Source organism: Mesorhizobium sp. M7D.F.Ca.US.005.01.1.1 (assembly GCF_003952545.1).
Lineage (GTDB): Bacteria > Pseudomonadota > Alphaproteobacteria > Rhizobiales > Rhizobiaceae > Mesorhizobium > Mesorhizobium loti.
In genome coordinates, this window is record NZ_CP034453.1 from 6,601,930 (window position 1) to 6,620,469 (window position 18,540).

The 18,540-nt window shown below is 62.9% G+C and carries 16 protein-coding genes; 6 read left to right on the forward strand and 10 right to left on the reverse strand.

Going from position 1 to position 18,540, the window contains the following annotated elements; all coding sequences use genetic code 11:
* Window positions 1-23: 23 nt before the first annotated feature.
* The 4 genes from EJ076_RS32050 to EJ076_RS32065 all read right to left on the reverse strand — a co-directional run bounded on the left by EJ076_RS32050 (window position 24) and on the right by EJ076_RS32065 (window position 4,266).
* On the reverse strand, window positions 24-1,124 hold the full coding sequence (locus EJ076_RS32050) for an ABC transporter ATP-binding protein (protein WP_126070565.1): 1,101 nt from the start codon (window positions 1,122-1,124) through the stop codon (window positions 24-26).
* Window positions 1,125-1,129: 5 nt separating this feature from the next.
* Complete coding sequence (locus EJ076_RS32055) at window positions 1,130-2,059, reverse strand: carbohydrate ABC transporter permease (protein WP_126070566.1); 930 nt, start codon at window positions 2,057-2,059, stop codon at window positions 1,130-1,132.
* Window positions 2,052-2,945, reverse strand: a complete 894-nt coding sequence (locus tag EJ076_RS32060) for a sugar ABC transporter permease (RefSeq protein ID WP_126070567.1) — start codon at window positions 2,943-2,945, stop codon at window positions 2,052-2,054. The genes EJ076_RS32055 and EJ076_RS32060 overlap by 8 nt, the downstream gene beginning before the upstream one ends.
* A gap of 82 nt (window positions 2,946-3,027) precedes the next feature.
* Window positions 3,028-4,266 (reverse strand): ABC transporter substrate-binding protein, encoded by a 1,239-nt coding sequence (locus tag EJ076_RS32065; protein ID WP_126070568.1) that lies wholly within the window; start codon window positions 4,264-4,266, stop codon window positions 3,028-3,030.
* Window positions 4,267-4,663: 397 nt separating this feature from the next.
* Between EJ076_RS32065 and EJ076_RS32070 the strand changes: the two genes are divergently transcribed.
* Window positions 4,664-5,719 (forward strand): LacI family transcriptional regulator, encoded by a 1,056-nt coding sequence (locus EJ076_RS32070; RefSeq protein ID WP_126070569.1) that lies wholly within the window; start codon window positions 4,664-4,666, stop codon window positions 5,717-5,719.
* 24 nt (window positions 5,720-5,743) lie between these two features.
* Here EJ076_RS32070 and gndA read toward each other — a convergent pair whose 3' ends face one another.
* The 6 genes from gndA to EJ076_RS32100 form a co-directional block, all read right to left on the reverse strand.
* Window positions 5,744-7,171: an NADP-dependent phosphogluconate dehydrogenase gene (gndA, locus tag EJ076_RS32075; protein ID WP_126070570.1), complete on the reverse strand. Its 1,428-nt coding sequence runs from the start codon at window positions 7,169-7,171 to the stop codon at window positions 5,744-5,746.
* A 154-nt stretch (window positions 7,172-7,325) separates the two neighbouring features.
* On the reverse strand, window positions 7,326-8,963 hold the full coding sequence (locus EJ076_RS32080) for a copper resistance CopC/CopD family protein (protein WP_126070571.1): 1,638 nt from the start codon (window positions 8,961-8,963) through the stop codon (window positions 7,326-7,328).
* Window positions 8,964-9,016: 53 nt separating this feature from the next.
* Entirely contained in the window at window positions 9,017-9,535 is a 519-nt protein-coding gene (locus tag EJ076_RS32085; protein WP_126070572.1) for a YcnI family protein, read from the reverse strand.
* A gap of 41 nt (window positions 9,536-9,576) precedes the next feature.
* On the reverse strand, window positions 9,577-10,116 hold the full coding sequence (locus EJ076_RS32090) for a copper chaperone PCu(A)C (RefSeq protein ID WP_109658704.1): 540 nt from the start codon (window positions 10,114-10,116) through the stop codon (window positions 9,577-9,579).
* A gap of 97 nt (window positions 10,117-10,213) precedes the next feature.
* Window positions 10,214-10,570, reverse strand: coding sequence for a DUF2946 family protein (locus EJ076_RS32095; protein ID WP_126070573.1), 357 nt, complete (start codon window positions 10,568-10,570; stop codon window positions 10,214-10,216).
* 196 nt (window positions 10,571-10,766) lie between these two features.
* Window positions 10,767-11,669, reverse strand: coding sequence for a GntR family transcriptional regulator (locus EJ076_RS32100; protein WP_126070574.1), 903 nt, complete (start codon window positions 11,667-11,669; stop codon window positions 10,767-10,769).
* Between the two features lie 228 nt (window positions 11,670-11,897).
* Here EJ076_RS32100 and EJ076_RS32105 point away from each other — a divergent pair, with 228 nt between their 5' ends.
* The 5 genes from EJ076_RS32105 (at window position 11,898) to EJ076_RS32125 (ending at window position 18,485) form a co-directional block, all read left to right on the forward strand.
* Window positions 11,898-13,403 (forward strand): altronate dehydratase family protein, encoded by a 1,506-nt coding sequence (locus tag EJ076_RS32105; protein WP_109658701.1) that lies wholly within the window; start codon window positions 11,898-11,900, stop codon window positions 13,401-13,403.
* Window positions 13,404-13,476: 73 nt separating this feature from the next.
* Window positions 13,477-14,475, forward strand: coding sequence for an aldo/keto reductase (locus EJ076_RS32110; protein ID WP_126070575.1), 999 nt, complete (start codon window positions 13,477-13,479; stop codon window positions 14,473-14,475).
* 342 nt (window positions 14,476-14,817) lie between these two features.
* Window positions 14,818-15,813 carry an ABC transporter substrate-binding protein gene (locus tag EJ076_RS32115; RefSeq protein WP_109658699.1) on the forward strand — a complete coding sequence of 332 codons (996 nt, stop codon included), beginning with the start codon at window positions 14,818-14,820 and terminating at the stop codon, window positions 15,811-15,813.
* Window positions 15,814-15,969: 156 nt separating this feature from the next.
* Window positions 15,970-17,523 carry a sugar ABC transporter ATP-binding protein gene (locus EJ076_RS32120; protein ID WP_126070576.1) on the forward strand — a complete coding sequence of 518 codons (1,554 nt, stop codon included), beginning with the start codon at window positions 15,970-15,972 and terminating at the stop codon, window positions 17,521-17,523.
* A complete protein-coding gene (locus EJ076_RS32125) occupies window positions 17,520-18,485 on the forward strand; it encodes an ABC transporter permease (protein WP_109658697.1) in 966 nt (321 codons plus the stop codon). Before EJ076_RS32120 ends, EJ076_RS32125 begins: the two co-directional genes overlap by 4 nt.
* Window positions 18,486-18,540 lie beyond the last annotated feature (55 nt).

The following is an 18,540-nucleotide window of genomic DNA, read 5'->3' on the forward strand; positions in this document are numbered from 1 at the left end:
GTCCGTTTCTTTGGGCTTGGGAATTATAAGCGGTTGCCGGTGGCGGCATCGAACAGCGAAGCGCGTGCCGGATCGAAGCCGATCCGGATCGGATCGCCGTTGCGAAGCGTCCTTTCCGCCTCGACGCGGAAGGAAAGATTGTGGCCGCCGAGTTTCGTCCACACCAGCGTGTCCGAGCCCATCGGCTCGACAATCTCGACAGCCCCGTCAGCGACAAAGGGCATCGACCTCGCCGCTTCGCCGAAGGCAATATGTTCTGGCCGGATGCCCAGTACGCAAGCGCCGGTGGGGCTATCGCTGCCCTCGAAACCATAACGGTCAAGCGGCACCGCAACACCATCGGTCTTGAACACCGGGCCAGCGCCGGCCTGCAGCTCGCCATCGATGAAATTCATCGCGGGTGAGCCAAGGAAGCCGGCGACGAAGCGGTTGACCGGCCTGTTATAGATGGTCTGCGGCGCATCGAGCTGCTGGATGACGCCGCCCTTCATCACCGCGATGCGATCGGCCAGCGTCATCGCCTCGATCTGATCGTGCGTGACGTAGATCATGGTGTTCTGCAGCTTGCGATGCAGCAGCTTGATCTCGACGCGCAGTTCGGCGCGCAGCTTGGCATCGAGATTGGACAGCGGCTCGTCGAACAGGAACACGTCGACATCGCGCACCAGCGCCCGTCCGATCGCCACGCGCTGGCGCTGTCCGCCGGAAAGTGCTGCCGGTTTGCGCTGCAGCAATGGCTCGATCTGCAGGATTTCGGCCGCCCGCGCGATCCGCTTGGCGATCTCTTCTTTTGGCGTGCCGGCGACACGCAGGCCAAAGGACAGGTTCTTCTCCACCGTCATTTGCGGGTAGAGCGCATAGGACTGGAACACCATGCCGATGCCCCGGTCCTTGGGCTCTTCCCAGGTGACGTTCTTGCCCTTGATGAAGATGCGGCCCTCGGAGACGTCGAGCAGGCCGGCAATGCAGTTGAGCAAGGTCGACTTGCCGCAGCCGGACGGTCCGAGCAGCACGATGAACTCGCCATTGGCAACATCGAGATTGAGTGTCTCCAGGACGGTCACCGCGCCGAAATTCAGCGACAGGTCCTGGATCGAAACACTGGTGCCGTTGGCTGCCGTCATCGCCATCACCCCTTCACCGCGCCGGCAGCGATGCCGCGCACGAAAAGCTTGCCTGAAATGAAGTAGACGATGAGCGGCACAAGCCCGGTCAGGATGGTGGCAGCCATGTTGACGTTGTACTCCTTCACGCCTTGCACCGAGTTGACGATATTGTTGAGCTGCACCGTCATTGGATAGGTGTCGGGGCGGGTGTAGACGACGCCGAACAGGAAGTCGTTCCAGATGCCGGTCACCTGCAGGATGATGGCGACGACGAAGATCGGCAGCGACATCGGCAGCATGATGCGCAGGAAGATGCCCCAGAAGCCGGCGCCGTCGACACGCGCCGCCCGGAACAGCTCTTCCGGCATCGAGGAGAAATAATTGCGGAACAGCAGCGTCAGGATCGGCATGCCGAAAATGGAATGGACGACCACCAGACCACTGAGGCTGCCATAGAGGCCGATCTCGCGCAGGATGATGACGATCGGATAGATCATCACCTGGTAGGGAATGAAGGCGCCGACGATCAGGATGATGAAAAATGTATCGGCACCCTTGAAGCGCCAATTGGCCAGCGCGTAACCGTTCACCGAGGCGATGGCGATCGACAGCAGCACCGACGGCACGGTGATGCGCACCGAATTCCAGAAACCGCGCGAAAGCCCGTCGCAGTTGAGGCCGGTGCAGGCCGTCGACCACGCCTTGACCCACGGCTCGAAGGTGATCTCGAGCGGCGGCGAAAAGATGTTGCCGAGCCGTATCTCGGGCATTCCCTTGAGAGAGGTGACGACCATCACGTAGAGCGGCAGAAGGTAGTAGACCGCCATCACGATCAGCGTGCCATAGAGGAAGATGTTGCGGCGCGAGAAGGTGTGCCGCGGCCGCGGGCCGCGCGGTCCGGACGCATCGAGCCTGTTGGCGTTGGCGGCAATGGAAACGGCTTGCTCAGACACGCTTCCTGCCTCCGAATTCGAGATAGGCCCACGGCACGATGACGATCACCACCGAGAGCAGCATCATGGTCGAGGCAGCAAAACCCTGGCCGAGATTCTGGGCGAAGAACATGTAGTCGTAGACGTATTTGGCCGGCACTTCGGAAGCGATGCCCGGGCCGCCGCTGGTCTGGGCCACAACGAGGTCATAGACCTTGACGATGCCCGACGCGATAATGACCAGCGTGGTGATGAAGACCGGCCGCATCATCGGGATGACGATGAACAGATAGGTCTTCCACATCGGTATCCCATCCACCCGCGCCGCCTTCCAGATATCCTCGTCGATGCCGCGCAGGCCGGCCAGCATCAGGCACATGATGAGCCCAGTGCCTTGCCACAGTGCCGCGATCGATATGCCGTAGATGACGATACTGGAATTGTAGAGCGGGTCGAAGCTGAAGCTCGTCCAGCCGAGGTCCCGCACCACGTGCTGGACGCCGAAATCGGGATTGAGCAGCCATTGCCAGACCAGGCCGGTGACGATGAAGGAAAGCGCGAACGGATAGAGGAAGATGGTGCGGAACGTGTCCTCGAAGCGGATCTTCTGGTCGAGCAGCGCAGCAAGCAGGAAGCCGATGACCAGCGAGAACACCAGCGAGATCACGCCGTAGATCAACAGATTCTCGATCGAGATCAGCCAGCGCGGCGTCGCCCACAGCCGGTAATACTGGTCGAGCCCGACGAAATTCAGCCGCGGCAAGAGCTTCGAATTGGTGAAGGAATAGAGCACCGTCCAAACGGTGCCGCCGACGAAAACCACCACTGCGGTGAGGATCATCGGAATCGAGGCGACCTTCGCATTGAGGTTGCGGAACAGCGGATTGGGACGTTCGCTCTTGCTCATCTCGTCAGCCGGGCTGGGTAAGGGCATTGTGCTCCCGGCCTTGCATTCGCAAGGCCGGGAGCGAGGTGGGTTGCCTCCAACGTCAGTCCGCCGAAGCGATGAGGTCGGCGAAGCGCTTCTGCGCCTCTTCGACGGTCAGCTCCGGCTTGGCGAAGAACTCGGCGAAGAGATCTTCCTTCTGCTTCTGGGTGTCCTGCGAAAGCAGCTGGTCCGTCCACGGTATGACGGCGCCCTTGGCTAGGATGGCGAGGCCCTTCTTCATGCAGTCGTTCGCCGCATTGAGATCGACGTCGCCGCGCACCGGCAGGGAACCCTTCTTGAGGTTGAAGGCGACCTGCGTCTTGGGATCGAGCAGCGTCTCGGCCAGCACATCCTGCGCCTTGGACTTTTCGGCATCCTTGAGCACCGGGAAGTAGAAAGCGTCGCCGCCGGTGGCGATGACTTCGTTAAGCCCAAGGCCTGGCAGGCAGGTATAGTCCTTGCCGGCGGTCTTGCCGGCAACCTGGAACTCGCCTTGCGCCCAGTCGCCCATGATCTGGCCGCCGGCCTTGCCGGTGATGACCAGGTTGGTCGCCTGGTTCCAGTCCTGCACATTGGTGTTCTTCGCCATCTTGCGGGCATCGTCCGCGGCCTTGAAGACCTTGGCGACTTCGGGCCCGGCGGCGAACTTGGCATCCTTGTCCTTGTAGACCTTGAGGAACGTATCCGTGCCGCCCACTGCCGCAAGCAGCACGTCGAAGGCGCCGGAGGACTGCCAGGCCTGTCCGCCGACGGCGAGCGGGATGATGCCGGCCTTTTCCAGCGCGGGCGCTGCCGCGACGAATTCATTCCAGTCCTTCGGCATCGGCACGCCGGCCTTCTCGAAGGCCTCGTTGGACAGCCACAGCCACTGCCAGGAATGGATGTTGACGGGCACGCAATAGATCTTGCCGTCGATGGTGCAGCTGTCGAGCAGGCTCTTCGGCCGGACGACTTCCGTCCACTTACCCTTGGTGGCGACGTCAGTGAGGTCGCGCATCAGGCCGGCCTGCACCAGCTCTTCCGCCTGCCGGCCATGGTTGAATTGCGTGGCGCCCATCGGATCGCCACCGGTGATGCGACTGATCATGATCGGCCGCGCCGTGCCGCCGGAACCGGCAATGGCGCCGTCCACCCAATGATTGCCGGTCGCATCGAATGCCTTGGCAAGTTCCGCAACCGCCGCCGCCTCGCCGCCCGACGTCCACCAATGGGTGACTTCCAGGTCCGTCGCGGCGGCCGGACCGGCAAATTGCAGCGCAACCGTCGCTGCCAGCGCAGCGGTCAAAAGTTTGTATCGCATTTCGGCTCCTCCCAGAATCTGAAACGTTACAGATTTTCGATACGGCAATTGCGTGGGCTGCGCAACCCCTTGGGCAAAGGCGGTCCGATATTTTTTCGAAGCGCGAACAAATTCCTTGCGCGAGAACCAGCAAGCACGGCACGGACATCGTTGTTGCGCTGCAAAATCATGCTGCAGCGCAAGAAATCCGCTAAAGCCGCGTTTTGGTCGCGCGGCCCTGCTGGCCGCGGAAAACCTTGCCAAAACCACGGGCTGAGAGGCTTCGCGGTGGTGATATTGGCAATCTGTAACGTTTCAGTATATTGAGACTTTGCCGGGGCTAGAGCGCATATCGTATTGCAATGGCGGCGATTGCCGACCCGGCCTGCGACTGCTATGCGCCTGACGGGCGGGACGAATGGACAGACAGCGTACGGACAAGAACGAGGAGACCTCGGCGCAAAGGCAGCCGACGTTGAAGACGCTCGCCTTCATGACCGGGCTCGGCGTCACCACCGTGTCGCGGGCCTTGAAGGATGCTCCGGAAATCGGTGCCGAAACCAGGCGCCGTGTCCAGCTCGTCGCCAAGCAGATCGGCTACCGGCCGAACCGCGCCGGCGTACGCCTGCGCACAGGCAGAACCAATGTCATCAGCCTCGTGCTCAACACCGATCGCGAGATCATGAGCTTCGTCTCTGACATCATCTACGGCGTTTCGGAAGTGCTCGCCGAAACGCCCTATCATCTGATCGTCACGCCCTATTCCCGTTCTCAGGATCCGATGGAGCCGATCCGCTATCTCGTCGAGACCGGCTCGGCCGACGGCGTCATCATCTCGCGCACCCAGCCGAACGATCCGCGTGCCCGCTACATGCTGGAGCACGGCATGCCTTTTGCCACGCATGGCCGCACCGACATGGGTCTCGTCCACCCCTACCATGACTTCGACAACCATGCTTTCGCGATGGAAGCCGTGCGCCGGTTGGCGAGTATGGGCCGGCGCAGGCTGGCGCTTCTGTCGCCGCCGCCCGGGCTGACCTATTACGGCCATACGCTGAACGGCTTTGCCGATGCGCTGAGCGAGGTCGGCGCCAGCGAAATCCCGTTCAACACCGTTTCGATCGACCATACGATCGAGCAGATCAGGATGAGGACCGCGCAGGCGATGCGCCGGGACGTCAGGCCGGACGGCTTCGTCAGCAGCGCTGCCGCCGCGACACTGGCCATCGTTGCTGGCATCGAGGATGCCGGCCTCAAGCTCGGCCGCGACGTCGACGTGGTGTCCAAGCAGTCGTCGGACCTGCTGCACCTGTTCCGGCCGGAATTGCTGGTCGTCAACGAGAACTTCCGGCTGGCCGGCTCCGAGCTTGCCCGTTCCGTGCTCGGCTGGATCGGCGGCGCCGCGCCGGGCTCGTTGCAGAGCCTGGTCGTGGCCAGCAGCGTCCAGGCACTAAACCAGCCAGTGCCCGCTTAAAGCATGGCTTATGGGCTGGCTTTGCTAGCCAGCCGCACCACTTCCCCACGGCCCGTGGAAAGCGCCCTTGTCGTCGATGCGTTCGAAACCGTGCGCGCCGAAGAAGTCGCGCTGCGCCTGGATCAGGTTCGAAGTGCCGCGGCCCTGGCGGTAACTGTCGAAATAGGCCAGTGCGGAAGACAGCGCCGGCACCGGCGAACCGGCCTCCGATGCCCTCGCCACGATGCGCCGCAGCGACGGATGCGCCTCCTGCATCAACGCGATAAAGGCCGGCGCCATCAGAAGGTTAGTCGAGGCGCCGCCCTTGCTGAAGGCCTCCGCCATGGTGTCGAGCATTTGCGAGCGGATGATGCAGCCGGCGCGCCAGATCCTGGCGATGGTCGGCATCGGCAGGTTCCAGTTGAATTCCCTGGAGGCGCCGCTCATCACCGCAAATCCTTGAGCGTAGGCGGCGATCTTGCCGGCGAACAGCGCCAGTTCGAGATCATGCAGCAACGCGTCCTTGTCGCCGGAAATCTTGGTCACACCGGCGTTGCCATAGGCCTTTTCCGCCGCAAGCCGCTCGTCCTTGATCGACGACAGAACGCGGGCCGCCACCGCCGCCTCGATCGCGGTGGCCGGAATGCCGAGCTGCTGCGCCTCGATGACCGACCATTTGCCGGTGCCCTTCTGGCCGGCGCGGTCAAGGATGATGTCGACCACCGGCTTGCCGGTCTTCGGATCGTCTGATGCCAGCACCTTGGCGGTGATCTCGATCAGGTAGGAGTTGAGCCGGCCCTTGTTCCAATTGGAAAACACCGTGCCGATCTCTTTCGGGTCCATGCCTAGCCCGTCGCGCAGGATGCCGTAGATCTCGGCGATCATCTGCATGTCGGCATATTCGATGCCATTGTGGATGGTCTTGACGAAATGGCCGGCGCCATCGGTACCGAGCCACGCCGCGCAGGGTTCGTCCTTGAACTTGGCGGAGATCGCCGTCAGCACCTTCTCGACGCGCTTCCAGCTCTCCTCTGTACCGCCGACCATGATCGACGGTCCGTGGCGCGCACCTTCCTCGCCACCGGACACGCCCATGCCGATAAAGGTGAGACCCGAGCCGGAAAGCTCGGAGAAGCGCCGCATCGTGTCGCGGAAATTGGCGTTGCCGGCATCGATGACGATGTCGTTGGCCGAAAGCACGCCGCGCAGAGCCGCGATCTGCTCATCGACCGGCTTGCCGGCCAGCACCATGATGATGATCGGACGCGGCGGCCGGATCGCGGCGGCGAGCTCTTCCAGGCTGTAGCACGGCACGACCATGTCCTTCAGCGCGCCGGCATTCTCGACGAAAGCGTCGGTGCGCGCCCTGGTGCGGTTGAAGACGGCGATGCGATGCCCATGCTCGGCGATGTTGAGCGCAAGGTTGGAGCCCATCGTGCCAAGGCCGATCAGGCCGATTTCGGCTTTTTCCATCGTTTCTTCCCTGCTTTCGGATCTTGTTGGTTGGAGCTCGCGATGTGCGGGATCCCATTCTTCACGGGATGATTGACGGGCCTTTCGGGCCGCGTCAACCGCCTCGCCGAATTGTGTTGCACGGATGGTCGGCCAAGCTCGTGCCAGTCCGGCTTTACGGCCTGATGTCGACGGGCGCCTCGATCTTCACCATTTCGAAGTCCGAGACCAGGATGTCGATGCGCACCGTCCACCGGCCAGGCACCGGGATGACGAGGTTGTCGACACGCCAGCTGCCGTCGCCGGGCTTGGTCGCCGCGCGCTTCAGCGGCTCGATGCCGGAATCGGGCTTCGACAGCACCAGCGTCACCTCCTTGGCGTCGAGTGGCCCGAAATCGCCCGTCATGATGATCATCGAGGCGGCAACCGTTCCGGCATGGCCAGGCGCAATGCTGAGATCGGCCATCGCTTGCAGCGCGTGGATATGGACCGAGACCGGTTGGGCCGCGGCGATCGCCAGGGCCCGTGGCGGCGGTGTGAAGCGCCAGCCCGCGGCAACGCCGAAGATGGCCAGCACGATCAGCAGTTCGACGCCGATCGAACGGGAGAGCCTGCGTTGCACCTCCGTCGATCCGGCCTCCGCCGACGCAGTGAGTTTCCAGCGGTTGACGGCGGCGAGCGTGAAGAGAAAGACCAGCAACCCGAGCTTGACCAACAGCAACCGCCCATAGGCAGTGTTGACCAGCGCCGTCGGTGTCTGCACCTGGATGACGGCAAGCACGATGCCGGCAGCGGCAAGCACGGCCACCACAGGCAGGATCAGGCGAGAAAACCGCCGCAGGAATGGCGCGGCCTCCGCCGATTGCCCTTTCAGCGCCAGGCCGAGCGGCACCAGTGCACCGGCCCAGAAGGCGATGCCGACGCCGTGCAGGAACACCATCGGCCGTGTCAGCCATTGCGGTTCGGCAGCGCTGGCATGGCCGCTGGCGGCAAGGGCAATCCCCACCCCGGCCAGGCCGGCCAGCGCGAATGGTTTGGCGGTGGTGCGGGGGCCGGCCAGCGACAGCAGGCCAAGCCCGAGCGCGATCAGCGCGACCAGCGCCGTCCAGCCGAAACTGGTGCCGAGCCCGGTCCGCCAGATGACCGCCTGCGCCAGATGGGAAAGCGGCGCCCCAAGTGCGTCCAGCCCCTGGAGACCGAGCGACAAGGGTGCCGCTACCAGCCCGCACAGGATTGCAACGATGACGAAACGCCGGCCAGCCTGTCCGTCCCCGGCCAGCCAGGCGAGCGCGAAGGCGCCGCCGACGCCGAGGAAAAGGCCGATGTAGAGAAAGACCTTGCCGAGCCAGATCGCGGACCGCAGTTGCCAGTCGATGGCCTCGGACGCGACCGGCGGCGCGCTGGGCGCGCCGATGGAAAACAGCAGCGATCCGCCGACCGGATGGCCGTCGGCGGAAATGACGCGCCAGCTCAGCACATGCGTACCGGACGCAAGCTTCTGCGGATTGTCGATCTCGACCGTCTGGTCGCTGAGGCGGAAGGCGGTCAACGGGACCGGCGTTCCGTCGGGCTTCACCAGGGTCAGCACCAGCGGCGAGACCGGTTCGCTGAAGGTCAGCGAGAATTGTGCCGGCCCCTGTTCCAGCACCGCGCCGTCGGCCGGATCGGTCTTGATCAGCGCGGCATGGGCAAAGGCCTGATCTGGCCCGGCCATGATGGCAAGAAGCACGATCAAGGCCAACAGGCCGACGACAAGCCGGCCAGCGCGTTGGCCGGCCATGGAAGCCGTTTGCAGGAAGGACGTCGTGCTCATGTCACCGCCACGGAGAATAGCGGCGCGCTTTTGCGAGCGCGCCGCCCGAACGATCATTTCTTCGGCAACAGCTTGATGCCGGGCGCCGGGTTTTCCAGCGCGTCTTCATCCTGGCCGGCTGCCGGGATCTCGATCCAGCGATCGGCAGCGCCATCGCATTCCTGCACCACCGGGAAGTAAAGTTTTTGGCCCACCGGGAGATCCGCCGCCAGTGTCGCGCGGAAAACGAACTCGTCGTAGAATTCATCCGGCAGGCTGCCGCCGCTCCAATCGACCTCCTTGACTCCATCGGTCACCGCCTGACCGTAGAGCTGGTAGGATTTGTCGTACTTGCCCTTCTTGGTCTGCAGCGTCCAACCCGGCTTCGGCATCGGCTTCACCGCGATCACGCCTTCCGGGATCTGCACACGCACGGCGGTCGTCGCCTTGCCGTCGCAACCATGCGGCACGCGCAGGATCGCCTTGTAGGTCGAGCCGACGGCCGCTTCCTGGGTTTCGAGCGTGATATGCGCGAAGGCGGCACTCGTCCCGAGCACGAAAAGTGCTGCGGCCGCCAGAAAATACTTGTTCATGATGGTCCCTCAGATCTTCAAAATTTGTCTAACTGGCGCGATCAATTGGCGTGGTCGTCCATGGCACCACCACCCATGCCTTCGACGGCAAAATCGACGCTGACGGCGCCGGCCTTTTCGAAGGTCAGCGTGGCGGAAAACTTCTCGCCCTGCTTGGGTTGGCGCTTCAGACCGATGAACATCAGATGATAGCCGCCGGGTGCAAGCGCGACCTTGCCGCCGGCCGGAATCTCCAAGCCGCCGGTAACCGGCCGCATGGTCATGACGCCGTCCTTGACGCCCATCTCATGCAGCTCGGCCTTTTCAGAAACATCGGAGGAAATCGACACCAGCCGGTCCGGCGCACTGCCGTTATTGGTGATGGTGAAATAGCCGCCGGCCACCTTGGCACCGGCCGGCGTGGCACGCGACCAGGGATGGCCGATCTCGAGATCGCCAACCTTGAATTCATGCGCAGAGACAGTCGGTGCGCCGACGAACAGCAGTGCAAGAGCCAGCACGGCAATGCCGACACGCTCTTCGATGCTGCGCAGAATGCTGCCGAGCAGAGGACGCGCGGCGTCACTGAAAAAATAGGACATGGTTGCTCCATGAAGTGGTGGTCGCGCCGTTGCCGGTCGCGAGCAGTTTGATCTTTGGATGGGTACGCCCACGAAAGGTTCCGCCGGGCAAACAGGCTCAAGCCGTCAGCGGCGGCGCACGCGGGTTCGACGGCGAGCGCTCACGCGCAAAATCGAGATGGACGGCTGCAGGGAAGACAAAGGCGACCGTTTCAAAGGAAAGGCTGCTCAGCGCCAGGCCGGCATCGGGCGGCGGCGCAAAGGTCGGCGAAAACATGCTGCAGCCGAGCACGCAGCATGCGGGCAGATGGGATGGCGGCTGGTTGCCGCCGGGAAGCTGGGTTGCGCCCTCATGGGTACAGATGACGTTGCCGAAGGCATCCAGTTGCGACGCATTTGGCCCGGCGCCGAAGGCGAAGGCACCAAGCGTCGACTGAAGCAGCAGCAGATAGGCCGCGACCAGCGCGACCGGCATGCTCCATCGTCTCCTCGGTATGGTCAAAGCCCTGCCTCTTCGCAGCAACCCAGCATACCTAGCACGCGGCCAGCAGCTGGAAAATCGCCAATTCGATGCTGCGGCAACGCGGCATATCAATGCATGTCGCCCAAAAGTGTGCAGCGGTTTTGGGACACCGACATGCATGAAACAAGACTCTGAGCCGCGACGTGGCTCAGGATTTTTGTGGCGACCGGCTCTCCGGGATCGAGGTCAGCAAGGTCTGGCGCGCCGACTTCAGGTGCTTGCGGCAGGCAGCGTCGACCTTGCCGAGGTCACGCGATTTCAGCGCCTCGATATAGACCAGATGCTCACCTATCGCGACTTCGTTGCGCTCGCGTTCCTGCGCCTTGTTCCACTGGTAGTGGTAGTGGAAGATCATGGCGATCACGTCGTAGAAATCGACGATGAAGCGGTTGTGCGATGCCCGGTGGATGAGCCGGTGGAGGCGCTCGTCCAGCTCGGAGAATTCGTTGAAGCGGGTGGCGATCTCGCTTGCCAGCTGGCGATGCTCGTCTTCCAGACGGTCGAGATCGGCCCAGACCGCGCTGTCCTGCGGCAGAGCAGCGAAGGCGGCTGCCGAGCGCAGTTCGAACATTTCGCGGATTTCGGTCAGCTCCAGCGCGAAGGCGCGCGTAAAGCCCTTCAGCACCCAATGGCTATTGCGGCGCTTCTCGATCAAGCCGAAACGGGAGAAGCGGATCAGGAACTCACGCACGCTGGTGGTGCCGACGCCGATCTCGCGCGCCAGTTCGAGTTCGTTGATCTGCATGCCGGCTTCGGCGCCGCCGGCAAGCAGCCTGCGCATGAACGACCGCTCGATGATTTCGGCCAGCGTGTCTGTTTCTTCCTCGGGGAAGAAATCATCCGGACGCGGTTCGCGCAGCACCGTCTTGGCACGCTTGTTCCAGGCGATTAGTCCGGTCTCTTCCATGCGCGCAAGAATGGTGCGGACGGTGGTACGGCTGACGCCAAGCAAGGTGCCCAGTTCCGGCTCCGAAGGCAGGCTGCGCGTTTCGTCGAGCAGCCGCAGGCAGCGGTTATAGGCATCCTTGTAGACGTTGTTGCTCTTCGACATTCCTAACCCATTGCACGCCGTCGCTTGCGGCGGCCGGTTTGAAGCGCAATATGACGTTCCCATGACCCTGAAAAGCGAAATCGCTTTCCGGAACACCCAAGGACATGCGGAACTCCCCAGCGAAAAAACAATTGACGCAAAACTGTTTTTTCACGATAAAAGACATTATCTTTAAACAGGCGCGTGTCAATCCGCCCGCGCATCCCAGGATCACCCAGGAAACCGCCCGTGAACGCCTCCAACTGCATTCTTCTGTCCCCCGCCGACAATGTGGCAGTCGCCAACGGCCGCATCGAGATCGGCACCGCGTTGCCGAACGGTGCCGTCGCCAGTGTGTTGATCGAGCCCGGTCACAAGGTGGCGATCAAGCCGATCGCCGCCGGCGAGGCCGTGGTGAAATACGCCCAGGCGATCGGTCGCGCCACACAGGATATTGCAGCGGGCGAGCACGTTCATTCGCACAATCTGGTTTTCGAATCCGGCCGCTTGCCGGTCGTGCCGCCGAGCGAGGCCGAGCACGCGACGGAGGCCGACCGCGCCCGCACCTTCATGGGCTATCGCCGCGCCGACGGCCGCGCCGGCACGCGTAATTTCATCGGCATCGTCGCCAGCGTCAATTGCTCGGCCACCGTCTGCCATTCCATCGCCGACACCGCCAACCGGACGCTGCTGCCGAAATATCCCGGCATCGACGGCTTCGTGCCGATCGTCCACGGCCAGGGCTGCGGCATGAGCGGCACCGGCGACGGCATGATGGTGCTGCACCGCACGCTTGCCGGCTACGCCCGCCACCCGAATTTCGGCGGCGTGCTGATGGTCGGCCTCGGTTGCGAGGTCAACCAGCTCACCCTCTACGGCCAGAAGGGCGTCGCTGCCGGCAAACGTCATTTCAACATCCAGGACGCCGGCGGTTCGCGCAAATCGGTGGAAAAGGCAATGGGCGTGCTGGCCGAGATTGCCGAGGAAGTCGGTCAGCTGAAGCGTGAGCCGATCCCGGTCAGCGAGATTGTCGTCGGCCTGCAATGCGGCGGCTCCGACGGCATGTCGGGCATTACGGCCAATCCGGCGCTGGGCGCGGCCGTCGATATCCTGGCCGGCGTCGGCGGCATCGGCATCCTCTCCGAGACGACGGAAATCTATGGTGCCGAACATCTGCTTGCCTACCGCGCGGCAACGCCGGAGATCGCACAGAAGCTCGACGGCTTCGTGAAGTGGTGGGAGGATCACGTCGCCAAGCATGGCGCTTCGATCGACAACAACCCCTCGCCCGGCAACAAGCGCGGCGGCCTCACCACCATCCTGGAGAAGTCGCTCGGCGCGGTCGCCAAGGGCGGGCAGACGCCGCTCAACGGTGTCTTCGGCTACGCCGAAAAGGTCACCGGCAGCGGCCTGGTGTTCATGGACACACCCGGCTACGACCCGGTCTCGGCCACCGGCCAGGTGGCGGGCGGCGCCAACGTCATCGTCTTCACCACCGGCCGCGGCTCCTGCTTCGGCTGCCGTCCGACGCCGTCGATCAAGGTCGCCACCAATTCGACCATGTATTACCAGATGGAAGAGGACATGGACGTCAACTGCGGCGTCATCGCCTCCGGTGAAAAGACCATCGCCGGCATGGGCCGCGAGATTTTCGAACTGATCGTCGAGACGGCTTCCGGCCGCAAGACCAAGAGCGAGGATTTCGGCTACGGCGACAACGAGTTCGTGCCCTGGCATCTTGGCGCAACGCTCTAGATCATACTGAAGATTGTACTGATATCGAGTAGACTGCCGAGCCGAACAGCGGACGGCAACGGGGAGGCTTTGCATGGAAAAACGCCGCATTGGCAGGACGGCGCTCGAGGTCACCGAGGTCAGCTTCGGCGGTGCCGCGATCGGCGGTCTCTACCGCGCTTGTTCGCGTGAAGCGGCGATGGAGGCGCTGCAGGGCGCCTGGGAAGCCGGCCTGCGCTATTTCGACACCGCACCCTTCTACGGTTTCGGTCTGTCGGAGCGCCGCTTCGGCGACTTCCTGCGCTACAAACCGCGCGATTCCTACGTGCTGTCCACCAAGGTCGGCCGCCTGTTCCGCCCGGTGCCGGAAGATCAGGTTCCCGATCACTCCTATGTCGATCCGCTGCCCTTCGCGCTCGACTACGACTACTCCTATGACGGCATCATGCGATCGGTCGAGTTCAGCTATGCGCGGCTTGGTCTAAACAAGATCGACATCCTGTTTGTCCACGACATTGGCGTCTACACACATGGTGTCGAGAAGACCAAGCTGCACTTTCGCGAGCTGATGGATGGCGGCCTCAAGGCGCTCGAAGAGTTGAAACGGTCCGGCGTCATTTCCGCTTATGGGCTCGGCGTCAACGAGGTGCAGATCTGTCTCGACGTGATGCGCGAGGCGCCACTCGACTGCATCCTGCTTGCCAGCCGCTATTCCCTGCTCGACCGCAGCGCAGAAGCGGAGTTGCTGCCGCTCTGCCGGGCGCAACAGACGTCCTTGGTCATCGGCGGCGTCTTCAACTCCGGCATCCTGGCGACCGGGCCCGTGCAAGGCGCGCATTTCGATTACCGCCCTGCCAGCCATGACGTGCTCGACCGCGTCGGAGCGATGGAACGGATCGCCGCCGAGGGCGGCTATCCGCTGGCTGCCGCGGCGTTCCAGTTCCCCTTGCATGAACCCGCGGTCGCCACCGTGCTGACCGGCACTGCCAAGCTGGCAAACCTGACGCGCAACCTCGAACTGCTCGACATCGACGTGCCGGAGACGGAATACGCCAAATATCGCCCCTATACGCTGGTGCAGGAGCTGGCGTGAAACGCGTATCCACCCGCAGTGAACGGTGACCCGGGCTTCACATTCTTGCGATCTCAAAAAGAATGAACATTCCATGTTGACGAATTGGTGGAATTAATATTCCATATACTCACGGAACGGGAACGGGAACGGGAGCGTTTGACGACGGCACGGGAGTAGCGGCGCACGATCTTACCCTGCCCAGACCTCGGCAGGGACTGGCGTCAAACACCGCTTGCATCGGCTGGATCGATGCACTATCAAAACATGGCAACTGTTTTTTATTGATAAAGTTCTGTTTGGGCCACGCCTATCCGGACGGAGCTTCCGTAACGTTCACCGGGCGACTTAGGGAGGAACCTCATGAAATTCGTGACCAGCATTCTCAACCGCCGCGCCGTCATGGCGCTGGCAGCAGCTTCAATGCTCGCCGGCGTCATGCACTCAGCACCGGTTTCGGCGGCGGACGTGACCATTCCGATCATCGTCAAGGACACCACATCCTTCTACTGGCAGATCGTTCTGGCCGGCGCCCGCAAGGCCGGCAAGGATCTCGGCGTCAACGTGCCGGAACTCGGCGCCCAGGCCGAGACCGACGTCAACGGCCAGGTCTCGATCCTCGAGAACGCCGTTGCCAGCAACCCGGCGGCGATCGTCATTGCGCCCACCGAGTTCAAGGCGCTTGGCAAGCCGATCGATGAAGCCGCTGCCAAGGTCAAGGTTATCGGCATCGACTCCGGCGCCGACTCCAAGGCCTTCACCTCGTTCCTGACCACCGACAATGTGCAGGGCGGCCGCGTCGCCGCCGACGGCCTCGCAGCCGCCATCGGCGCCGCCAACGGCGGCAAGATCGAGGGCGACGTCGCCCTGATCACCAACGCACCGGGCGCCGGCTCGCTCGAACAGCGCAAGCAGGGCTTCACCGAACAGCTCAAGGCCAAATATCCGGGCCTCAAGCTGGTCGCCGACAAATATGCCGACGGCCAGGCCACCACCGGCCTCAACATCGCCACCGACCTGATCACCGCCAACCCGAACCTCAAGGGCATCTTCGCCTCCAACCTGATCATGGCGCAGGGCGTCGGTCAGGCTGTCGCCGAAAACAACCTTGGCGGCAAGCTGGCGCTGGTCGGTTTCGACAGCGACGAGAAGCTGATCAAGTTCCTCAACGACGGCGTCATTTCCGCCCTCGTTGTCCAGGATCCGTACCGGATGGGCTATGACGGCATCAAGACGGCGCTCGCCGCCTCGAAGGGCGAGAAGGTCGAGGCCAATGTCGACACCGGCGCCAATCTGGTGACCAAGGCCAACATGAAAGACCCCAAGATCGACGCGCTGCTCAACCCGAAGCTCAAGTAAGCATCGGCACGAAAACTGTTTCCGGGGCCTCGCGCCCCGGAAACATCAGCTTCGGCACAAACGGCTTGGCAATCCGCTGCCTTGGGCTAGGCTGCAAATGAGGTGTGTCACAGCCTCGCCGCCTGCCAACCGTGAGACCAATCTGGGAGGATTGTCATGACGTCGACAGCGCAGGACCTGCATCCGGCACCCGTGCTGGAACCGGGGCGGACCATCCTCGAATTGCGCGGGCTGGAGAAGCGCTATCCCGGCACCCACGCGCTGAAGCCGGTCAATCTTGCTTTCAAATCCGGCGAAATCCACGCCATCGTCGGCGAGAACGGCGCCGGCAAATCCACGCTCATCAAGCTTTTGACCGGCGTCATGCCGCGCACCTCCGGAGAGGTCATCTGGGAAGGCCAGCCCGCTGCGCTCGCGACGCCGCATGAGGCGATGGCGCTCGGCATCAATGCCGTGCACCAGGAGGTCGTGCTGTGCCGTCACCTGACGGTCGCCGCCAACATGTTCCTCGGCGAGGAGAATTCGCGCTTCGGCATCCTGCAACAGCGCGCCATGGTCAAGGAAGCCCAGAAGATCATCGACGATCTCGGCTTCGACCTGCCGGCGCATGTCACGCTGGGCGACCTCACCATCGGCCAGCAGCAGTTGATTGCAGCGGCCCGCGCCACCGTGCGCGGCACCAAGTTCCTGATCTTCGACGAGCCGACCGCCTACCTCACCCGCAAGGAGGCCGACCAGCTCTTCACCCTGATCCGCCGGCTGAAGGGCGAAGGCGTGACGATCATCTACATCAGTCACCGCATGGAGGAGGTGTTCGAACTGGCCGACCGTGTTTCCGTGCTGCGCGACGGCACGCTGGTCGGCACCCGCAACATCGCCGAGACCAACGATGCCGAGCTGGTCAAGATGATGATCAACCGCTCGATCGAGCAGGTCTACCACAAGGAGCATTTCACGCCGGGTGCCGCAATCATCGAGGCAAGAAACCTATCTGGCAAGGGCTTCGAAAATGTCTCGATGACGGTTCGCGCCGGCGAGATCGTCGGCCTCTATGGCCTGATCGGCGCCGGGCGCAGTGAGTTCGTCACCACGCTTTACGGCCGCCATCGCAAGTCGGCAGGCCAGATCCTCTGGGAAGGCAAGGATGTCCAGGTCAATTCCGAGCATGACGCGATCAAGCTCGGCATGGCGCTGGCGCCGGAAAGCCGCCGCGACCAGGGGCTTTGCCTCAACCTGCCGGTCGGCCTCAACCTCAACCTGCCGATCTACAAGCGCATTTCGAACAATTTGCTGATTTCGAGCGCGCAGGAGAAAACGCAGGCCGATCGCCAGATCGCCGATCTGCGGATCAAGACGCCGACGCGCGGCGCGCTGGCGTCCAGCCTGTCGGGCGGCAACCAGCAGAAGATCGTCATCGGCAAATGGCTGGCGCACGGCGCCAAGCTGTTCATCTTCGACGAGCCGACGGTCGGCGTCGATGTCGGCACCAAGGCCGAGATCTATCGTCTGTTCGGCGCGCTGCTGTCGAAGGGCGCCGGCATCATCCTGATCTCGTCCTATCTGCCGGAAGTCTATGAACTCGCCGACACGCTGCATGTGTTCCGGCGCGGCAAACTGGTGGCCAGCCATGGCTTTCGCGCCGCCAGCCACGAGGACATTCTCACGCAGGCGCTCGCCGAGAAACAAGAAAAGCTGGGAGGACAGATATGAGCACCGAGGCGATTGCTGTCGAAAAACCGAAGCGCAACTACAACGTCCTGTTTGGGCTGACGCTTTTGGCGCTGCTGGTTCTGCTCTGGATCCTCCTCTCCGTGGCGACAACAAGCTTCGCCTCGGCCAACAACATAGCCAATCTTTTGCGCCAGGGCTCCATGATCGCCATCATGGCGGTCGGCCAGACCTTCGTCATCATCACTGGCGGCATCGACCTCTCGGTCGGCGCCGTGGTCGGCTTCGCCACCGTCGTTGTCGCCATGATGATCAATGCCGGTTTCCCCATCTGGCTTGCCATTCTGGTGACGCTGCTGGTCGGTGTTGCCATCGGCATGTTCCACGGCTTCGGCATCGTCAAGATGGGCCTGCCGCCCTTCATCATCACACTGGCGACGCTGACCTCGCTGCGCGGTATCGGCCTTTTGATGACCAACGGCAATTCGATCAACATCAACAGCGACACCTTCACCGCGTTCTCGCGCAATTCCTTTATCGGCATCCCCAATTTGTTCTGGATGGTGATCCTGGTCGGCATTCCGGCCTATGTCTTCCTGCATCACAGCCGCTGGGGCCGGTATCTGTTTTCGGTCGGCTCCAACGCCGAGGCGTCGCGCCTGTCCGGCGTCAACGTCCAGCGCACCATCTACATGGCCTACACGCTGTCGGGCCTGTGCGCGGCCTTCGTCGGCGTGTTGCTGGCCGCCCGCATCGGCATCGGCAATCCGACCCAGGCCGAGGGCTGGGAGTTGCAGGCGATCGCCTCGTCGGTCATCGGCGGCACCTCGCTGTTCGGCGCCGTCGGCTCGGTGCACGGACCGTTGCTTGGCGCCTTCATCCTGGCCACCATCAACAACGGCGCCAACCTGCTCAACGTCAACTCGTTCTGGCAGCGTATCATCACCGGCGCGCTGATCATCATCATCGTCTACTTCGACGGGCTGCGCCGCCGCGGCAAGTGAATCGTCCCTGAACCGATGCGCCGGTCCGCTCAAACAACAGGCCGGCGCCCTTTTT

Bases quoted from the DNA above. Each gene is read 5' to 3' on its own strand.
- EJ076_RS32050 (WP_126070565.1), bottom strand. From the start codon at position 1,124: ATGACGGCAGCCAACGGCACCAGTGTTTCGATCCAGGACCTGTCGCTG.
- EJ076_RS32060 (WP_126070567.1), bottom strand. From the start codon at position 2,945: ATGAGCAAGAGCGAACGTCCCAATCCGCTGTTCCGCAACCTCAATGCG.
- EJ076_RS32065 (WP_126070568.1), bottom strand. From the start codon at position 4,266: ATGCGATACAAACTTTTGACCGCTGCGCTGGCAGCGACGGTTGCGCTG.
- EJ076_RS32070 (WP_126070569.1), top strand. From the start codon at position 4,664: ATGGACAGACAGCGTACGGACAAGAACGAGGAGACCTCGGCGCAAAGG.
- gndA (WP_126070570.1), bottom strand. From the start codon at position 7,171: ATGGAAAAAGCCGAAATCGGCCTGATCGGCCTTGGCACGATGGGCTCC.
- EJ076_RS32080 (WP_126070571.1), bottom strand. From the start codon at position 8,963: ATGAGCACGACGTCCTTCCTGCAAACGGCTTCCATGGCCGGCCAACGC.
- EJ076_RS32085 (WP_126070572.1), bottom strand. From the start codon at position 9,535: ATGAACAAGTATTTTCTGGCGGCCGCAGCACTTTTCGTGCTCGGGACG.
- EJ076_RS32090 (WP_109658704.1), bottom strand. From the start codon at position 10,116: ATGTCCTATTTTTTCAGTGACGCCGCGCGTCCTCTGCTCGGCAGCATT.
- EJ076_RS32095 (WP_126070573.1), bottom strand. From the start codon at position 10,570: ATGCCGGTCGCGCTGGTCGCGGCCTATCTGCTGCTGCTTCAGTCGACG.
- EJ076_RS32100 (WP_126070574.1), bottom strand. From the start codon at position 11,669: ATGTCGAAGAGCAACAACGTCTACAAGGATGCCTATAACCGCTGCCTG.
- EJ076_RS32110 (WP_126070575.1), top strand. From the start codon at position 13,477: ATGGAAAAACGCCGCATTGGCAGGACGGCGCTCGAGGTCACCGAGGTC.
- EJ076_RS32115 (WP_109658699.1), top strand. From the start codon at position 14,818: ATGAAATTCGTGACCAGCATTCTCAACCGCCGCGCCGTCATGGCGCTG.
- EJ076_RS32120 (WP_126070576.1), top strand. From the start codon at position 15,970: ATGACGTCGACAGCGCAGGACCTGCATCCGGCACCCGTGCTGGAACCG.
- EJ076_RS32125 (WP_109658697.1), top strand. From the start codon at position 17,520: ATGAGCACCGAGGCGATTGCTGTCGAAAAACCGAAGCGCAACTACAAC.